Annotated in this window: 13 protein-coding genes, 1 tRNA gene and 1 pseudogene; 6 read left to right on the top strand and 9 right to left on the bottom strand. The window is 40.9% G+C overall.

Features of this window, described 5'->3' with window-relative positions:
* Window positions 1-457 precede the first annotated feature (457 nt).
* Both VXQ92_RS01370 and VXQ92_RS01365 read right to left on the bottom strand, forming a co-directional pair.
* Window positions 458-838 carry a hypothetical protein gene (locus VXQ92_RS01370; RefSeq protein ID WP_416680007.1) on the bottom strand — a complete coding sequence of 127 codons (381 nt, stop codon included), beginning with the start codon at window positions 836-838 and terminating at the stop codon, window positions 458-460.
* A gap of 146 nt (window positions 839-984) precedes the next feature.
* Window positions 985-1,122: pseudogene (locus VXQ92_RS01365) on the bottom strand (hypothetical protein); the annotation flags it as partial.
* A gap of 218 nt (window positions 1,123-1,340) precedes the next feature.
* On the opposite strand from VXQ92_RS01365, the gene VXQ92_RS01360 reads away from it, so the two are divergent.
* The 3 genes from VXQ92_RS01360 (at window position 1,341) to VXQ92_RS01350 (ending at window position 4,719) form a co-directional block, all read left to right on the top strand.
* Window positions 1,341-1,631, top strand: a complete 291-nt coding sequence (locus VXQ92_RS01360) for a hypothetical protein (protein WP_064095455.1) — start codon at window positions 1,341-1,343, stop codon at window positions 1,629-1,631.
* Window positions 1,632-2,553: 922 nt separating this feature from the next.
* Complete coding sequence (locus VXQ92_RS01355) at window positions 2,554-3,498, top strand: sensor domain-containing diguanylate cyclase (protein WP_064095456.1); 945 nt, start codon at window positions 2,554-2,556, stop codon at window positions 3,496-3,498.
* A 939-nt stretch (window positions 3,499-4,437) separates the two neighbouring features.
* Window positions 4,438-4,719, top strand: a complete 282-nt coding sequence (locus VXQ92_RS01350) for a hypothetical protein (RefSeq protein ID WP_064095457.1) — start codon at window positions 4,438-4,440, stop codon at window positions 4,717-4,719.
* A 75-nt stretch (window positions 4,720-4,794) separates the two neighbouring features.
* On the opposite strand, the gene VXQ92_RS01345 is transcribed toward VXQ92_RS01350, so the two are convergent.
* The 7 genes from VXQ92_RS01345 to efp all read right to left on the bottom strand — a co-directional run bounded on the left by VXQ92_RS01345 (window position 4,795) and on the right by efp (window position 12,359).
* Window positions 4,795-4,871, bottom strand: a tRNA-Val gene (locus VXQ92_RS01345).
* A 47-nt stretch (window positions 4,872-4,918) separates the two neighbouring features.
* Window positions 4,919-6,910 (bottom strand): transglutaminaseTgpA domain-containing protein, encoded by a 1,992-nt coding sequence (locus VXQ92_RS01340; protein ID WP_416680005.1) that lies wholly within the window; start codon window positions 6,908-6,910, stop codon window positions 4,919-4,921.
* A gap of 16 nt (window positions 6,911-6,926) precedes the next feature.
* Entirely contained in the window at window positions 6,927-7,832 is a 906-nt protein-coding gene (locus tag VXQ92_RS01335) for a DUF58 domain-containing protein (RefSeq protein ID WP_064095458.1), read from the bottom strand.
* A gap of 12 nt (window positions 7,833-7,844) precedes the next feature.
* Entirely contained in the window at window positions 7,845-8,807 is a 963-nt protein-coding gene (locus VXQ92_RS01330; protein WP_416680004.1) for an AAA family ATPase, read from the bottom strand.
* Window positions 8,808-9,205: 398 nt separating this feature from the next.
* Window positions 9,206-9,511, bottom strand: coding sequence for a YbdD/YjiX family protein (locus VXQ92_RS01325; protein ID WP_171254926.1), 306 nt, complete (start codon window positions 9,509-9,511; stop codon window positions 9,206-9,208).
* 7 nt (window positions 9,512-9,518) lie between these two features.
* Window positions 9,519-11,618, bottom strand: coding sequence for a carbon starvation CstA family protein (locus VXQ92_RS01320; protein ID WP_064095460.1), 2,100 nt, complete (start codon window positions 11,616-11,618; stop codon window positions 9,519-9,521).
* Between the two features lie 171 nt (window positions 11,619-11,789).
* Window positions 11,790-12,359, bottom strand: coding sequence for an elongation factor P (gene efp, locus VXQ92_RS01315; RefSeq protein WP_064095461.1), 570 nt, complete (start codon window positions 12,357-12,359; stop codon window positions 11,790-11,792).
* A gap of 381 nt (window positions 12,360-12,740) precedes the next feature.
* Between efp and epmB the strand changes: the two genes are divergently transcribed.
* Genes epmB through VXQ92_RS01300 form a run of 3 tightly spaced genes read left to right on the top strand, consistent with a single transcriptional unit; the run spans window position 12,741 to window position 17,665 of the window.
* Window positions 12,741-13,763: an EF-P beta-lysylation protein EpmB gene (gene epmB, locus VXQ92_RS01310; protein ID WP_416680001.1), complete on the top strand. Its 1,023-nt coding sequence runs from the start codon at window positions 12,741-12,743 to the stop codon at window positions 13,761-13,763.
* Between the two features lie 9 nt (window positions 13,764-13,772).
* Window positions 13,773-15,518 (top strand): GTPase, encoded by a 1,746-nt coding sequence (locus VXQ92_RS01305; RefSeq protein WP_416679999.1) that lies wholly within the window; start codon window positions 13,773-13,775, stop codon window positions 15,516-15,518.
* Window positions 15,500-17,665, top strand: a complete 2,166-nt coding sequence (locus tag VXQ92_RS01300) for an EAL domain-containing protein (protein WP_416679997.1) — start codon at window positions 15,500-15,502, stop codon at window positions 17,663-17,665. Before VXQ92_RS01305 ends, VXQ92_RS01300 begins: the two co-directional genes overlap by 19 nt.
* Window positions 17,666-17,684 lie beyond the last annotated feature (19 nt).

The following is a 17,684-nucleotide window of genomic DNA, read 5'->3' as shown; positions in this document are numbered from 1 at the left end:
AATATGCACGGTCTGCTTTACTTGCTTTCAATCCTCTTTAGTTCGGGCTACCAAACCCTGATCTAGATCCCCATAAAGGAAGTTTATTCGAAGACTTGTTTCACTGTTCAGTACTCCAGCAGGAATAGATTTTCTTTTTATGGACAACAAAAAAGCCCATCTTTCGACGAGCTTTTATTTTATTCTTATAAAAATTAGCTATTGGGAGATTCTAAACTCTTCAGACAGTTTTTCCAGACTCTCTAATCTTTCTTGCTTTGAAAGACTATACATGTGGAAACACAATAAGAATATAAGTGCTACTAATACTCCGCCTAAAATCATAACCCTTTGGCTGGTCATAAGGATTCTTCTTGATTTAAACTTAAGCCTTAGTATGACACCCATTTGTTTAAACAAAATAACAAAAAAGCTCAATCTGTGATCAAGCTTATGTTTAGACATAAAGAATAAATTATCAATTAGAGATATAACATACATCTAATTTTCCTTTATTCTGCTTATAGCAGGTCCAGTCACCTTTGGCTTGGTTAGCAACAATATTTTTAGTTTTATAGTTTCGAAAATATTTTTTGGCTTCACGCACATCTTCAGGAATAGTTCCAAGATGAGGCACGCATTTCCCACCACAAGCTACAGACTGTTCGATAAGGTATTCTTGCTTATTACATTGTAAATCGATGTATGACGCCCCCACATCTCCGCCTGAGAGAATCATACAAGCATAAGATTGTTTCGCCCCATCCACAAAGAAACACTCACCTTCTTTGGTCGGATTTTGATAAGCAAACGCAAAGCTAGATAACCCTAATAATCCAATAGCAATAATACCCTTCATAATTCAAATCCATTTGTTATTAAATACATAAAAAAACACCCACAAACTAAAAGTTTGCAGGTATTGAAATTCTTTAAATTTTTGATCAAGCCGTAATACGACCATTATAGAAAAATCATACTTGAATCAGAAAAATATTACTAGCATTATGCTTCGAATTCTTTATAGGTATTTTTCTTATGCTTTTTAATGGCTTTGGCTGCTTCATCTATTGCAGAGTCAATCGCTAGCGTCATCAATTTTTCATATTGTTTCCAAGTGCCATCATAGGCTTTTAAGGTCATCTAAAGATATCTTCAGGCTCTAAATATAGAACTCAAGCCAAATTAATGAGTTAGACGACCAATGTATATTGGTAGCTCAGGTAGTTGACTGGCACACGCATGTTTATCGAGCGAGAATAAGAGTTAGAGGGAATTAACAAAAGCCAACATATTCAGCGTTGTCTAAATTGATAAAATCGCCGTTTGCTACAGAAAATTTAAGATTGTTAAGGATTGAAGTGAATATTCAAAATGATTTATCAGAATTAAGTAATTACAGTGAGTTAAGTAGTAAAGAGCAACTAACTATCCATCAAACGCTTATTTCGTACGTCCGCTCAGATCACCTCTATAATATTATCTTGACCCATAATGTTGAACCTTACGACTTGGTAAAACTTGTGAGTATTAGTTTTGAGAATAGAGATGCTGCTATCTGGGTTCATTTTGAAACTATTACAGCTGAGAGACTAACCATGCCTCTCGATTTTATTTCAAGAATAGAAGTATGTAATTACGAAGTTTTTTAAATTAGAATTGAGACACCTAACCCACCCTAGCAGTGGGTTTTATCTTAAATAAGATCCAAGACAAAATAGAAATACACCTGGTAACATATATAAGAAGCCAGCAGCTTGTGCATCCATATAATTCTTGACCTTTTTATGTAAAATATGTGGTCCAAAAATAATGTACTCTCTTATAAGAGATATAGTCATAAACACAAGGAACTTTATATTTTTTTCTTACTGGCTGTGATAATTCTTCAAAATTAAATTATGAAATGAAATCATTAGACAAAGATATCAGGTGGTCGTTTAATCTAATATAAAACTCATAGGGGCTAATAAAACAGTTAATAATTACTTAGAAAAGCTTGAAAACCCACATACTCTCATTAGTGAAGAACTCAAATCTTATGTGAAGCTTATACCAAAAAATTTAAAGGAAACTATCTATCAGTTCTTATAAGATTGTCCCCCAATGCACACAATGAAGATAAACTGTTGAATGATTTAAATAAATCACCAAATAAATATAAATTTTATTTTAATATAAAGGGTTAGATAATTTTCCTCTCGACTTTACAATTTCCTTTCCTTATTAATAATAACGATACATATTGAAGGTTTCTTTAGGCCTATAATTTTGAAAATTTTTTGGTAGCTTCGCTTCATTATGACTTTTTATATATTTTTAATCCTTATGAATATCGCAGCCATAATGGCAGTGATTGCATTTTTTCATAAGTAATAAGAAAACTACATCTTGGTATTCTTCTTCGCTGGTTAATTTTAAATTTCATTATAAAAATACATTTCTTTAAGCATTATTTTTGGTATAAATTTCACACATTTCTATATAATACCTATTTTGACTCCCTTTTATAAGAATTATTCATATGTTGTGTATTTCACATATATATTCTTACTATTGCAGTAGGTTCACTTCATGAATAATATTAACTTTAAGAACTTTGAAGAAGCTGGCCAAGCCATTTTAAAATTCTTATCTCAACGATTTGGCTTTAAATTATGGATGATTACTCGTACAGAGGGTGATGACTGGATCGTGTTACTAAGTGAAGATAATGGTTATAACGTTAAGCCTGGACAAGTATTTCATTGGGCAGACTCATTCTGCTCACACATGGTGCAAAGTAATGCGCCCCGTATTGCTCCCTATTCACCAGATATTCAAGTTTACGCAGACGCACCTATAAATCACCTAGTCCCAATTAAAGCCTATATCGGCCAACCTCTGTATAAAGAAGATGGCTCTCTTTTTGGTACTTTATGTGCAATTGATCCCGAACCTCAACCTAAAATTCTTGTTGAAGATGCTCCATTATTCGAGCTGATAGCAAAGGTACTCAGTTATACGATTCAAGCCGATATAAAAGCTGCTGAGTACATACGTAAAGCTGAGCGTTTTGAAATGGAAGCAATGTCCGACCCAATGACTGGACTTTTCAACCGTCGTGCCTGGGATGAGCTGATTATCAAAGAGGAAGAGCGCTGTAAGCGCTATGGGCATCCTACTGCTATTCTTATGATAGACCTTAATGATCTTAAGATCACAAATGATACTCTGGGTCATGCTGCAGGTGATGAGCTCATTCAAAGAATGGCTTTAGCTCTCAAAAATACGGTACGTAGTAATGATATTATCGCTCGCTTAGGGGGTGATGAGTTTGCTGTGATGACTATTGAAACTAACTTAGAGCATGCTAAAAAGCTTGCATCAAGAATTCAAAATACTTTTGCAAAAGTTGGAATTAGTGCTGCAATTGGTCTTGCAATGCGTAATCCAACCTTTGGGTTAGCTGAAGCTATCAAAGAAGCAGATGCAAAGATGTATCAGAATAAAGTTATGGTCAAATCAAGTAGCCATTAATTAAACTACTTGCACGATGTATTCTTTGTATCTGTTAAGGTCCTATCTACAATCTGAAGATATGCAATTGAAACAGTCACATGCACTTCACACAATCTGATACGCGATTTTGCCCAAATATTTTTATCTCTGGTCAAAAAACTTATGATTTTCCCATCTCAAAACTTCATAATTATTGCTTTTTAAAACACTTTATATCTTTATATTTTATAATCTAATTATTTGTTTACTTTAAAAAAATAATACCTATAATCCCATCTGCTCATTACGAGAAGCAGACATGATGAAAAGAAAAATTCTCCAAATTCTATTAGTACCCTTTCTCTATACGAGCTGTTATAGAACTTCGTCGGAAGATGACCCGAAATCTATAGTGACAAATATAGAGAGATCAAAAAATCTCTTGGCTCTTTCAGCTCACTCGGGAATTTGTCACCATGTTGGTACGGTCTAAAATCAGCATCGATCAGATCTACTCAGACAGACTGCTGATGTTGTTCAACCAGTATCTCAGCAAGAGTTTTTTTATGATTTGAACTGCCGTATAACCAAAACAGAGCAAACATGAATGGTGGGTAATTCTGTTTACCTTCATTTATCACGCGCTTTAGTTGAAGCAAACTTTAAACATAAAAATATTTATAAAGGGGCAGCTTAATGATTGAAATGAGCACAATTGCAGTACCCAACTTCATCATTGACGAGCTGCACAAGGACAAGGCTTTTAATCTGGCACCGAACTAACAACAAGCCGATGTTTCTTTTGGGTAGTAGAAGAATTTCAAGGTAATTTTAGGCTATCTATTTCCTATAAATTAGGCATAACAACCGTTCCAGTTGATAATGAAAATGCCAATGCAATTTACCCATATGCTTTCAAGCTATATTGCGAAGCATGACCGATCTGGAGTCGTACAGAGCTTAAAGGAGGTGTCTTAAATGGATATTTTTCAAATTACTGTACAAAGTGAAGCACCTCAATTATTTATAGGATCTGAGATTGGCGGTGCAAAGATCATATCGATTAAGGATGTAAGCCCAAAACTGGTATCAGCAGCTGAATTGGCTCAGCACTATGGCATTAGTGTAGATGCTGTACGTGATCGCTGTGCAGAGATTAACAAAGGCACTCGAGGCAAATGTCTTTACGACCCAGAGCAGGCAAATTTGATTTTGACTGCTAAGCCAGTGGCTAAGCGTGGGCGTGCTAGGAAGAATTAGTGACTATGAAATATAAAAAATGGCTTTAAGCTACTGTTTTTGCTTAAAACCCTTATAACTTAATGTTTAGAATCTTGGTAGGTATATCCAGACTCGAACTGGAGACCTCTACGATGTCAACGTAGCGCTCTAACCAACTGAGCTATACACCTAGAATGCTTGGCATATTATAAATTTTTTCTCATGAAGACAAGCCTTTTCATTTAGTTTTTAAAACATCCGCGCAAGTTTTAAGCAAATCCTTGAATTTTTTCATTTCTTGCTCCGTCATTGTTATTCCTGAATACAGATTTTTTTCAAAAACCTTTATGGCTTGAATAAAGGCAGTCTGGTTTTCAACCTGAACCTGCTGGGATAAACGTAACATCCACTGATGAAAGGTTTCAGCTGGCTGTTTTTTGAAATCGTCAGCTAAAGATTGATTCAACTGTTGAATCATACGATCATATGGAGCTTGAGCTTGTCTTGCCTTCAAATAAATTCTCAAGATGTAGAGGAATATTAGTATACTGATACCAGATATTAGTATAACGACGCTGGAATAGATTGAATCTAGGCCCAATTTCGCTAACCAGCCCTGTTGTGATTCTGCATTATAACCCACCACCTTACTTTGCCATTGGTAGCTGGCATAATCGCTCCAAACACGTATTTTGGTCATCCACTGATTATTCTGTGATGCCCAGGTTGAATTATTTGCCGATACACGTTCATCTTGAGACATTAGATTTTGCATTCCGTTGTCTATACGCTGTGGAGCAATCATAGCGGTTGGATCAAAGCGCTGCCATTTCTGATCAATCCAGACCTCTGTCCAGGCATGGGCATCCATTTGTCGGACCTCCCAACTCATCCGATCCGGGGCCAACTCTCCCCCTTGATAACCTGTGACCACCCGTGCAGGAATTCCAACATAACGCATCAACATTACGAAACTCGATGCATAGTGTTCACAAAACCCCTGACGGGAATTAAATAGGAATTCATCAATCCGGTTTTGTCCCAATTGACCCGGTTTTAAAGTATAAACAAAATTATTCTGCTGATACCAGTTCAAGACTTGTTGCACATAACGACGTGGCTCTTTAGCACTTTGTTCATATAGATGTAATGCCAATTTCTGGGCTCGAGGGTCTAGGCTACGCTGCACTTGAGTATTCATTCGCTCGATATATTGGCTTGGCAGTGTTTGAGGCTCGTATTTTGTACCGACCCATTGTAATGTAATCGGTTCAACGCGTTGCGTAAGCCGTCGCGGTACAATACTCCAGTCCTGACGGTTATAATAACGGCGTTCCACAGGTATGGATTTTTCCAGCCCCATGATCCAGAACACCGAAGGATCTGCAGCCAGATATTGATAACTCCAGCCTGTAGACACTGTAGATGTATCCATCGATGGTTGCATTAAAGGCTGTTGATTGCTGAAATTGCTGGTCCAGCGCTGCCCATCATATTCATCTAGTACCAGGGCTCGCCAATACAACTCTGAACGTGATGGGAGCTTGCTGACATCACCGATAATCCGGAAAGCAAGGGCACTGGATTGGGACAATTCGGCAATATCACCGGGCGACATGCTGTCGCTAATGCCTGTTACACCTTTGTTTTCTGGAATAGAAATATACCAAAGCGGAGGCAAGCGCGGGAAGAAAATAAATAACAGTATGAAAAATGGAACGGCGTAGAAGACAAACTGGCCCACATGTTTGGCATCCTGTTGCAATGCTGTGCCCAGAGTGGTCTGTTCCTGTTCAAATTCGCTGGTCTGAATCCGGTACAGGCCAATCAGACAGCTGATTAAACACAGTACAATCACGATTGCCATCCCAAATGACTGACTGTATAAGAATGAACTTGCAGCGACAAACAGGGCAAAATTAAACAGGATAATCAGGTCTCGTTTATTTTTGCTTTCCAGTGATTTGGCAAATAAAAATGTAGATAAAACAGCCACTCCTGCATCTACGCCAATAAAACTTTGATAATTCAAATAAATACTGCCCAGTGCCAACGCCGTCAGCAGAAAAGTACCGATTTTTGGAAATGGCTGCTGACGCTTCTGATAAATCCAGATACACAGAATACTGATGGCAAAAATTATACTGAGTAGCACAGGAATAAATGCCATTTGGGCGATGAGAATCAGCCCCAGAGTCAGTACAATCGAGGTACAGATTTTTGCGTTCATCGTTTCTTTATCCACTTTAGGCCTGCGCCAACAATTGTTTGGCTTTCCGTAGTTGTTCTTCCCCTGCTCCCTGTGGCAACTCAGCCTGTGGCAAATGCAGGCTATAGGCACATTGCTGCTGCTCGCACTGCTCGACCAGCCCCATTACAAATTCAAGTTTTTCTTCATGTGACTGGCTTGGCATATGCTCATAATGAATCTCGATACTGTGTTCATCCTGATATTGTTCAAAGACTTTGACATACAGGCCTTGCCCACGCGCAAACTGCTTCCAGGAGACAGCCTGCAAGGAATCCCCAGACTGATAATTGCGTAATTCACGAAATTCATCCATATCCGGTTCAAAGCGGTTAAAGTAATATTTATTTTCAGCCGTAAAAGCTTCAGCCTTAGGAGCAATCCAGGCAGAATGCTGATGATAAAGATAGGTCCAGGCTCGAACCAGACCAAAGGGATAAACCGAATAAATCTGAATGATCGGGTAATCAAACTTGCCACGTTGCTCTGTGTAAAATGGCAGGATAAATTGCTGCTTTGCTGCATTCAGATAAAATTTTGCTATCTGATCTCCTGCCTTGATATATACATATCGTGGACGAAGCTGCTGCTGTTGAAAATAAAAATGTAGATTCAGGCTATTCCCTACCTGACCAATATCATCTGCAATTAATTCAATTTTCAGGTCATGCAATTGTTTGAAAGTCAGATAAAAACTAACACACAGCACGGCACTGATTAAAAAACAAAAACCTAAAATCAGGTTATTGGCATAATTCACTCCGGCCACAAAGGTGATCAAGATCAAAACAAGATACAGATAACCCTGCCGATAAATAAATACCAGAACATCTTTCTGTGAGAGCTGTTTCTGCTGTGAAAATTGAAAGCGTTTGGCCAGCCATTTTTGCCAGGTTCTATCCAAGAGAAAACTCCTTTAGCTGACCGCAACCTGTTGCATGACATTAAAGGCTTCTGCCTCACTTAAACCCAGACGATGTGAAGTCACCGCAACAAATACGGCCTGTACATCATCGGGCGTGACAAAGGCACGTTGCTGAATCAGGGCATGGGCTTGTGCTGCACGCTTCAGGGCCAATAAGCCACGTGTGGAAAGTCCATGTCGTTTTTTACGGGTTTCTTCTGCCAGATCGAGCAGATATTCCTGAATCGCTTCACTGATAAATACCTGATGCGTCAGGCTTTGCAGTTCCAGTGTCTCATCTTCAGTGAAAATATGGGTCAGGCTCGCAATCAGGGCAAAACGGGATTCCTGCTGTAATAAAAGTTTTTCTGCATGGCGTGATGGATAACCCAAGGATAAACGCATCAGAAAACGGTCAAGCTGGGATTCAGGTAAAGCATAAGTACCACTTTGAAACAGCGGGTTTTGTGTCGCAATCACCCAGAAGGGTTTGGGCAAGGCATAGCGCACACCATCAATGGTGGCATAGCCTTCCTCCATGGCTTCAAGTAAGGCACTCTGGGTTTTGGGACTGCAACGGTTAATTTCATCTGCCAGTAAAATCTGGGTAAAAATCGGCCCTTGCTTAAACTCGAACCGGTGTTCTTTCTGGTTAAACATATTAATACCGATCACATCACTGGCCAGCATGTCATTGGTAAACTGGATCCGCTGGAACTTCAATCCTGCCAGATGTGCCAGACTGCTGGCTAACGTGGTTTTCCCCAGCCCGGGTAAATCTTCAAACAGGACATGTCCACCCGCAATCAGGCAACAAAGTGCCAGTTTGGTCTGAGCCTGCTTGTCCAGCACAATGGCATTAACTTCTTCAAAAAAATGCTGGATCTTGGGTGAATAACTTGCAATCTTTTGTTCAAGCCCTGTATTGATGTATGCAATGTCGTTATTTTCCTTTTGTTTCATGCCCCAGATCACAGTAAATTCCTTAATAAAACATGGTCTAGGATTAACATACACTGAAATTTAAATTTTCCCAAAAGATCAATCATCTGTCTATGTAACTGAATAAATACACTCACTAGAAAATACCGGAATAGAAAGAACATACAGAAATGAGATCTAGAAAATAAAAATGACTGCTACAGACAGAGATATTTTTTGATCAAATATCAAAATACTTATAGGACTTTGCTGTCTCTTAAAAGACTTATACATAAAAAATCATACTTAAAAGGTATATAAACTCAGATCATTTTTTCGATTTTTATAATTTTTTTGGAAATAGCTCAACTCATGCAATCAGGGTTATTAGGTGGCCTATTCTTTTAGAGAAAAAAAAAGCGCCCCGAAAGGCGCTTGCTGTTACTTAACCATTAACATGGACATTTCTTCATACCACCACCCGCGGATGGATAACGCGAATCTACACAATGGCGATAGAAAGTCTTAGGATCCATCGGTTCCAGATCCGGGTGATGCTTGCGCATATGCTCCACATAGGTCTGATAATCTGGCACACCGACCATCAAACGGAAACTTTGCTGCAAACGTTGCCACAAGGTCGCAATCCGTGACCAGTTTTTCGGATTCAGGATCAAATCCTTCTGCGACATCACGGTCATCTTGATGATTTTATAAATCATCGTTTTCCCGCTTTTGGCAAACTTCAGATTCATAATATTCTCCTTAATGACCTTTCGCTGGCTGAATCTCTTCAGGATCGCGATAAATCGCTTCTGCCTCATGCACGGTCGGTACCGGACTTGCCAAGGCACGGCGAATCACACCAATCGCAGCGAACAACATCACAAAGGCTACAATCATGAAGAAAGCACAAAGTGCAGCATTGATCTGGTTCGACATCGCTACCGTCTGCATTTCAGCCATGGTTTTCGCTGGCGCCAGGATTTCATTATTGGCAATTGCCGTGTTGAAACGGTCAGCTTGCGCAAGGAAACCAATCTTTGGATTTTCGTGGAAAATCTTCTGCCAGCCTGCTGTCATGGAAGTAATGAACAGGAACACTGTCGGGATAATTGTCACCCAGACATATTTCTGTTTTTTCATCTTGAACAGAATGACGGTACCGAGAATGAGCGCCATCGCAGCCAGAATCTGGTTACCGATACCAAACAGTGGCCATAAGCTGTTAATCCCGCCCAGTGGATCGACTACGCCCTGATAGACGAAGAATCCCCAGCCTGCAACTGCAACCGCAGTACCCAACAGGTTTCCGAAGAAGTTATGCGACTGTTTCACCGCAGGAATCACGATACCCACGGTATCCTGAACCATGAAACGACAGGCACGGGTACCAGCATCTACAGCAGTCAGGATAAACAATGCTTCAAACAGAATCGCAAAGTGATACCAGAATGCCATCATTTCACGACTGTTGAAAATTTCAGTGATGATATGTGCCATACCAATTGCAAAGGTAGGCGCACCACCAGTACGTGACAAAATCGAGTTTTCACCGACTTCTTGTGCCAGTAAGGTCAAGGCTTCAGGCGTTACCACAAAACCAAGGGTTCGTACTGCTTCTGCTGCACTTTCGGCTGTAGTACCGAGTAAAGCTGCTGGCGAGTTAATGGCAAAGTAAATTCCTGGATCCAGAATTGCAGCACAGATCAAGGCCATGATCGCCACAAAAGATTCCATTAACATACCGCCGTAACCGATCATGCGGATATCGCGTTCATTGTTGACCAGTTTCGGTGTCGTCCCCGAAGATACCAAAGCATGGAAACCGGAAATCGCACCACAGGCAATGGTAATAAACAGGAATGGGAACATAGAACCTGCGAATACAGGACCAGTACCATCAACGAATTTGGTAATTGCTGGCAGTTTCATTTCAGGCATGGCAAACAGGATACCCACAGCCAGACCTGCAATCACGCCAATTTTCAGGAAGGTCGACAGATAATCACGTGGAGCAAGCAATAGCCAGACTGGCAGTACCGATGCAATGAATCCATAAATGATCAATGCCCAAGTCAGCTCAGTGCCAGAAAGCGTAAAGAATGGACCCCAATATGGATGTTGTGCGATGTTTTCGCCGTAGATAATGCCTAGCATCATCAGGACAAAACCAATAATTGAGACTTCAGCAATTTTACCCGGTCGGATAAAACGCATGTAGATGCCCATAAAGATCGCAATCGGAATGGTCGCTGCGATACTGAATACACCCCAAGGACTGTTGGTCAGCGCTTTTACCACTACCAGTGCCAGTACCGCTAGAATGATAATCATCACACCTAAGGCACCGAGCATGACCACAATCCCGGCAAAAGTACCCAGTTCCTGCTTGGCCATTTCACCGAGTGATCGACCGTCACGACGGGTGGAAATAAACAGCACCAGGAAATCCTGGACTGCACCGGCAAGCACCACGCCGACCAGTAGCCAGATCGTGCCCGGCAGATAACCCATCTGCGCTGCCAGGATTGGACCGACTAAAGGACCTGCACCGGCAATTGCTGCAAAGTGATGGCCAAACAGAACGCTTTTATTGGTCGGCACATAGTCCAGACCATCGGCCAGACGATGCGCAGGCGTTAAACGGCGTTCATCCAGCTCAAATACTTTATTGGCAATAAATAAACTGTAAAAACGGTAAGCAATGCTATAGACGCAGGCGGCGGCAAGTACCAGCCAGACTGCATTGACATGCTCACCCCGACTCAGTGCCAGCACTCCAAAGGAGACTGCACCCACAATGGCTACCAAAAGCCAAATCATTTTCGAAGTCAGCGTGGACTTCTTTTGTAAAGTTTCCATTCAATCCCTCATATTGTGATGCATACAAATCAGCGTGATTGTTGTTGTTCGAGGTACTGCTGTTTTCCCTTGCGACTTTACGCCTGTTCTTTTGCTTTTCCTCTAAGACTTTGGCATAAAAAAAGGGATGATTTAAATCATCCCTCTCGATAATAGTCTATTTTCAAACCATTATGCACGTTCTAAATAGTCACCAGTACGGGTATCTACACGAACGCTTTCTTCTTGCTGTACGAATAATGGAACACGTACTACAGCACCTGTTTCAAGTTTCGCCGGCTTACCACCACCGCCAGAAGTATCACCACGAACACCTGGATCAGTTTCAACGATTTTCAATACCACGAAGTTTGGTGGGCTCACACTAAGAGGCACGCCATTCCACAACATGATGGTACATTTTTCGTTAGAATCGTCTTTTAACCATTTTGCAGCATCGCTCATTGCTGTTTTATCAGCTGCGATCTGTTCAAAGGTAACAGGATCCATGAAGTTCCACATTTCGCCATCGTTGTACAAGTATTCCATTTCTACTTCAACGATATCAGCAGCTTCTAGTGAGTCACCAGACTTAAATGTTTTTTCTAACACTTTGCCTGATTTAAGGTTACGTAATTTTACGCGGTTAAAAGCTTGGCCTTTACCTGGTTTTACGTATTCATTTTCCATGATTGAACATGGGTTGCCATCAAGCATAACCTTAAGGCCTGACTTGAAATCATTCGTAGAATAATAGGCCATGACTGGCGCACTCCAAACTTACTAACTTTAATCTATAGATGCTATGGGCTGTTGCGATGTCATTTAGCAAGTCTGACACGAACATGATTTGCCACATGCACATTCATTTGATGTTGCGTATTCTAAATGAGCAATACGTCTTGCCGCAATGAAAAAATCCGCTTTTACCTGCTCAGGCTGTCTAAGTTACAATCAGACATGAAAATCCTTTGTTTATTCATGTCTTGCTCAACGTTAGACTGTCATCAGCTTATCATGAAGATCAGCATATCTGAATCGCACCCCATATTAGAGCACAGCGAGTCATTCTGCTTTCTTACAAACTGTTAAACTGTGTCCATCAGGATGTGTCCTCCCACTTAATATTGTTAATCTTCCAGCATGACGAACTATCTATATCAAGAACAAAACTGGCAATCACAACTCAGCGACCTGATCACTGATCCACACGAACTGCTTGAAGTACTGCAGCTTGCACCGGAGCAACTGCTCTCAGGTGCCATCTTGGCTTCCAAGCAGTTTAAATTACGCGTACCACGTGCTTTTGTGAGCAAAATGCAAGCCGGAAACCCTTTAGACCCCCTGCTTTTACAAGTGCTGCCCCATCATCTGGAACTGGAAGAGCATCCGGGATTTGTCACTGATCCCTTGGGCGAAGAACAGGCCAATCAGCAACCTGGCGTACTGCACAAATATAAATCCCGTTTCCTGCTGACACTGACTGGTGCCTGTGCTGTCCATTGCCGTTATTGTTTCCGCCGGCATTTTCCCTATCAGGAAAATCTGCCTAAAAATGAAGACTGGATAAATATCAAGCAATATCTGGAAAGCCAACCCGATATTAATGAAGTGATTTTGAGTGGTGGTGACCCACTGACCTTATCGAACCGAAAATTAAAAACCTGGATTGAACGACTGGAATCAGTACCACATCTCAAATTCTTAAGAATACATTCACGAGTTCCTATTGTGATCCCCAACCGAGTCGACGAAGAGTTACTTAGCATGTTAAAAAACAGTAGGCTACGTATTATTCTGGTGGTACACTCAAACCATGCATCGGAGTTGGACGACTTCACTTGCACGCGTTTAAACCAGCTGGTTCAACACCAGATTACTGTATTGAATCAGGCGGTTTTATTAAATGGGGTTAATAATTCTGCTCAGGTTTTAGTAGATTTAAGCTATCGCTTGTTCGATGCTGGGGTCATGCCTTATTATTTACATGTACTTGATAAAGTAAAAGGTGCCCATCATTTTGATTTGGCATCTGACCATATTAATGAGATTTATACAGAAGTTTTAGCGAGCCTACCGGGGTATCTGGTTCCTAAACTGGTTCGAGAAATAGCGGGCGAGAAGAATAAGACACCGCTTTTTGGGGTTTCAACATTTTTGAGTTAAATAATAAAGATGAGCACGCATACTTCAGACATTTTTCAGACACCGACTGAACTAAAACGAGAGCAGTTGAGCTTTTGCCCAACCACTGCCAAAGCTCTACAGGAATGGGTTGCAGGAATTTCAATTCTACAACTGGGGAATTCATCCAAATCCCTGTTTAATGCCCTATTGGAAGTTTCTGAGCTGAAATGTACAGAAACCCAGCGCTTTGACCTGATTCAGATTTTACATCCAACTCTTGAAAATGTTCTGACCAGCCTGGAAAAGCATTTCGTTAACCAAGGACTGATCACATCGGATCGTAATGACCAGATTATTGAGCTGGCCATGCTGCTGCGCAGTCATTTTGCCAAAATTTATATCGATATCGTTAAGCGCTGCAATCATCAGCTGACGCATCAGAAGTTTTCGCTGTTCTCTCTGGGTAAAAAGAAAAGCATTCAAACTGCCCGGATGGTCTCGATTTATTATGCACTGCAGCAACTTACACTTCTGTTATATCAACAGCATATGCTTTATAGCACGCCAGGACTGGGACAATGGCTGGCCGCTCACCAACTGCTTGAATATGCCATAGATAATAATTTCTATCAAACCAATATCAATCAGGTATTGGGCACCCAGCATGAGATCCAGAATATTGCACATGCCTATTCACAACTGATTTTACTGGATATTTTCAATACTCATCAAATCCGGCCTGCAGAAATCCAAGGGCTGTATTTGTGTAGTTTTGACTGGGCCAAACTGGTACAGATCCTGCCAAAGGAAACCACATTATCCCGTTATGTGGTTGATGCCAGCAAAGACCATCCGCCGATCTTTAATTCCCATCAGGAAGCCCAATTTCAGCCAAGCTTCTATATTTCCACCCAAAATCTGATGGATCATTTAACCGGCACCCAAAGCAAAAATGCCCAGTATCTGTCACGTAATGAAAAACTGTTTCTGACCCCTGCTCTGCATTTTCATATCTATAATCTGCTTTCCAATAATGTCGAGCGCCGTCATGAACGTTATGAGTATTCAGCCCAGATCAACATCTGCTTTGGCTTAACGGTAGCGCATTTTTACCTGTCTAAAGGCAAAAATTTTAACGAAACACTCGAACTTGGTGCCAATTACAATTTCCAGAGCGAAAGTAGTTTTGTCAGCTCGTTGGAAAATTCCATTCCAAGTGGTTTTAGCAGTATTAAGGCGCTCGATCGTGAAACCAAACAGATCCATAGTGCTGAAGTTCTGGATATTAGTGTCAATGGTTACCGGATTAAATGGACCGACGTTACCCCTGCCAACCTGAAAACCGGTGAATTCATCCTGGTTCAGGAAAAAACCCAGAGCCAGTGGCGTGGCGGTGTGATTCGCTGGATCAAGCAGTCAACAGATAAGAGCCTGGAAATTGGCCTGGAAATTCTGGCACAAGAGCTCTTCCCTTGTGCTGCCTATACCCGTACCGAACGCCATCATGTCAATTATCAACCGGCACTCCTGGTGAAAATGACGCAACTAGATGAGGTTTCGACTAGTCTTATTGTTTCTGGCTCACAGATGTTTAGGGAAAAACAAACCATTCATTTACGTCTCGGTCAGGAAGAAGTCAAAATCTATCTGACCAAAGCACAACTGATTACACAAAGTTTCATCCGTTTCGATTATGAATTACTCAATGATCAGGAAGAAGAAAGGATCGAAACCTTTATCGATCAGCATATGAATGAAAGCAGAAATCATGATTTATGGGAAGCATTGAAGTGAGAAATCCATTATTGTCTAAAAAGTTAAAACGTACTGAAACACGTTTACTCATTATTGATGATAATCAAATTAGATATAACCAAATCTGTGATCTTCTGACGAATAATGATTATCAGGTCAATGCTGTTCTGCTAGATGACCTGAAATCTTTTGAAAAGCAGTTAAATTTCAACTGGGATCTGATTATTTTTGGCCGTGCATATGACCTTAAATATGAACAGGCCTTAAGTCTGGTGCGTCTTTCGCAGCAACCCAATCTGCCGATGATTTTGCTTAAACCAGATGATTACCGCGCTGAACAATATGCACAATATATCCATAAAGGGATCTATGACATTCTCAATTTCGATTACCTGGAACGCTTTTATGTGGGACTGGTTCGAGCATTGTCATTCAGCCGTTTATCGCAGACCCAGCAATATTTAATGAATGAACTGGAAACGGCACAGATTCAGGCACAATCTTTAGTAGATGACAAAAACCGGGCTGTCGCAACCATTCAGGAAGGGATTCATATTCAAGCCAATGCAGACTACCTGAAACTGTTTGGCCTGCAAAATGAAGATGAAATTATTGGGTTACCACTTCTGGATCTTCTTCAGCCTTCAGACTTAAATGATTTCAAAACACGTTTCAAAAAGATTTCTCAAGGTCAGTTTGATTTAGGTCGGGTCGAAATCCAATCCCTTAATCCCCAGGTATCAGCATCGGGTCCTTTAAAACTGGAATTCTTGCCCTCAACCTCTGAAGAAGATGCAGTGCAAATTAGCATTGATACCCAGTCGCAAGCCGTTACTACCGAGAAGACTGCAGGAAAACCAAGCACTTTCCAGTTACTTAAGCGCGAACTGAACAAGCAGTCTGCACCTGCTAATGCCTTGGTCACTTTCTCCTTCGGTGCTTATGACCCAGAACTTCTGCAATCCGACTGGACTACTTTTAGTGGGTACTTTAATACAGTCAAAGAGTTCCTCATGGAGCAGACCCGACTTCCACTATTTAAACTCGAATATGACGTCATTGTTGGTCTGTTCCAGGCAGATTCTAAAGCAATTCTTGAATCCAAACTGATCAGTTTAAATGCCTTAAGCAAGCCACAACTTATTACAGTAGGACAAAAGTCATTCCCTCTCAATTTACGCTTGGGCTATGTCATGCTTGAACAGGGGTTAAAGGATGAAATACATTGCAATACATTGATTGCACAAGCATTCTCTACTCCATTACCTCAAGCAGAAGTGGCGTCTGAATTTAAACTCGACATTCCATCTTCATCTAGCAGTCCAAGCTCTTTAGATATGCCGAGTATAGACTTCAGTGTTGCTGACAAACCAGTTGCCAGCCCAACAGTTGCGACGATCAGTCCAGCAGTCACCTCTCTTCCGAGCACCACACCTTCTATTTTAAAAACTTTAAGTGAATGTCTGGAACGTGGTGAAATTCATCTGAAATATCAACAGCTTTATGATAAAGAAGATACTGATCTGTACACGTATGAAGTGACCAGCGGCTTTATCTTTGAAAATAAATGGCAGGATATTTCCAATCTTGTAGAACTTCGTGAAGATGATGAGCTGTCCATTAAACTGGACCGCTGGATTCTGGTAGAATCCAGTAAGCAGCTACATAACTTTATTGTTCAGTATCCAGATGCCCGTTTAATCGTGAACTTAAACCGTGCTGTACTGTTTAAAGACCGTACTTTCCCTGAGTTTATTTCCAAACTGATTACGATCATCCGCAGTAAGCAGCAGCATCCGCTCACCCTACAGTTTTCTGAAGAAGATATCTTGATGAACCAGCAGGATGCCCAGAAATACCTGAGAAATTTACGCGAGCATGGCGCACGAATTTCACTGCGTGACTTTGGTCATTCTATGTATAGCGAAACTTTATTGCGCGAATTCGATATCAATGCCCTGTCCTTGCACACCGAATTGACCCAGATGCTCAACAGTGACACCGGTATTGAGCAACTGCAAGAAAAAATCACCGGCTATAATGATATTAAGCCAGTTAATATCGTGATTCGTGAACTAAATGACATGACTTTGTTTGCCAATGCCTGGAATGTGGATGCCCGCTTTATTGAGGGTAATTATTTCCAGAAAAAACTGGATCATTTAATAGATGTACAAGAGCATTAACTACTTCTCCACACCTGAA

The organism is Acinetobacter sp. 228, assembly GCF_048147885.1.
This window is presented reverse-complemented; position numbering and strand designations above follow the sequence as displayed.

Excerpts from the sequence above, each read along its gene's own strand:
- VXQ92_RS01370 (WP_416680007.1), bottom strand. The coding sequence starts at position 838 with ATGAAGGGTATTATTGCTATTGGATTATTAGGGTTATCTAGCTTTGCG.
- efp (WP_064095461.1), bottom strand. The coding sequence starts at position 12,359 with ATGGCCTATTATTCTACGAATGATTTCAAGTCAGGCCTTAAGGTTATG.
- VXQ92_RS01355 (WP_064095456.1), top strand. The coding sequence starts at position 2,554 with ATGAATAATATTAACTTTAAGAACTTTGAAGAAGCTGGCCAAGCCATT.
- VXQ92_RS01300 (WP_416679997.1), top strand. The coding sequence starts at position 15,500 with ATGGGAAGCATTGAAGTGAGAAATCCATTATTGTCTAAAAAGTTAAAA.
- VXQ92_RS01320 (WP_064095460.1), bottom strand. The coding sequence starts at position 11,618 with ATGGAAACTTTACAAAAGAAGTCCACGCTGACTTCGAAAATGATTTGG.
- VXQ92_RS01350 (WP_064095457.1), top strand. The coding sequence starts at position 4,438 with ATGGATATTTTTCAAATTACTGTACAAAGTGAAGCACCTCAATTATTT.
- VXQ92_RS01340 (WP_416680005.1), bottom strand. The coding sequence starts at position 6,910 with ATGAACGCAAAAATCTGTACCTCGATTGTACTGACTCTGGGGCTGATT.
- epmB (WP_416680001.1), top strand. The coding sequence starts at position 12,741 with ATGACGAACTATCTATATCAAGAACAAAACTGGCAATCACAACTCAGC.
- VXQ92_RS01305 (WP_416679999.1), top strand. The coding sequence starts at position 13,773 with ATGAGCACGCATACTTCAGACATTTTTCAGACACCGACTGAACTAAAA.